This is a genomic window from Streptomyces longispororuber (assembly GCF_014656095.1).
GTDB lineage: Bacteria > Actinomycetota > Actinomycetes > Streptomycetales > Streptomycetaceae > Streptomyces > Streptomyces longispororuber.
Genome location: NZ_BNBT01000323.1, coordinates 1 through 1,153 on the forward strand (window position 1 = coordinate 1; position 1,153 = coordinate 1,153).

Sequence of the window (1,153 nt, forward strand, 5' to 3'; positions counted from 1 at the left end):
GCAGGACCCGTGCGGCGTCGCCGACATGTGCGCCGGGCCGTGCGCACCCGCCACCGGCCCGACGCCTGGGGCGCTCGCGCCTGGCTCGTCGCCGGGTCCGGCGCCGCCGTCGCGGCCCTGATGACCGCCGCCGACGCCGCTCCCCTGCACCCCGGGGTCGTACCGCTGGTCGCGCCGGAGCTGCCGCTGTGGCCCGCGGCGGCGATCCTGCTCGGCCTGCTGCCCGCGTTCGTGGCGCCCGTACCGCCGCCCGAGCAGGCCCCCGCCCCCCGCCCGTCCCGAGCCGCCGCCAAGGAGCCCACCTCATGAGCATGATCCGGTTCGAGGACGTCTCCGTACGCTACGAGGACGCGCCGGGGCCGACCGTCCGGGGCGTGGACCTGTCCGTGCCCGAGGGCGAGCTGGTCCTCGTCGTCGGCCCGTCCGGCGTCGGCAAGTCGACCCTGCTCGGCACCGTCAGCGGCCTCGTGCCGCACTTCACGGGCGGCACCCTGCGCGGGCGGGTGACCGTCGCGGGCCGCGACACGCGGACCCACAAGCCGCGCGAACTCGCCGACGTCGTCGGCACCGTCGGCCAGGACCCGCTCGCCCACTTCGTGACGGACACCGTCGAGGACGAGCTGGCGTACGGCATGGAGTCGCTCGGCCTCGCGCCGGACGTGATGCGCCGCCGCGTCGAGGAGACCCTCGACCTCCTGGGCCTCGCCGACCTGCGCGACCGCCCCCTCGGCACGCTCTCCGGCGGCCAGCGGCAGCGGGTGGCCATCGGCTCCGTCCTCACCCCGCACCCGCGCGTCCTGGTCCTGGACGAGCCGACCTCCGCCCTGGACCCCGCCGCCGCCGAGGAGGTCCTCGCGGTCCTCCAGCGCCTGGTCCACGACCTGGGCACCACGGTCCTCATGGCCGAGCACCGCCTGGAGCGCGTCGTCCAGTACGCCGACCAGGTGCTGCTGCTCCCCTCCCCCGGCGAGGCCCCGGTCCTGGGCGACCCGGCCGCGCTGATGGCCGTCTCGCCGGTCTACCCGCCGGTCGTGGCCCTGGGCCGGCTCGCGGGGCTCGCGCCGCTGCCGCTGACGGTCCGCGACGCGCGCCGGGCCTCGGCCGGGCTGCGCGAGCGCCTGGCGGGTGTGACCCCGCCGGAGCGGGCCGGGGC

At 78.1% G+C, this 1,153-nt stretch carries 1 protein-coding gene and 1 pseudogene; both read left to right on the plus strand.

The window, feature by feature from the left end; all coding sequences use genetic code 11:
- Positions 1-309 (plus strand): annotated as a pseudogene (locus tag IE330_RS38440) (hypothetical protein); the annotation flags it as partial.
- 2 nt (positions 310-311) lie between these two features.
- Positions 312-1,153 (plus strand): ABC transporter ATP-binding protein (locus tag IE330_RS38445; protein ID WP_190140809.1); only part of this gene is annotated, 842 nt, incomplete at its 3' end.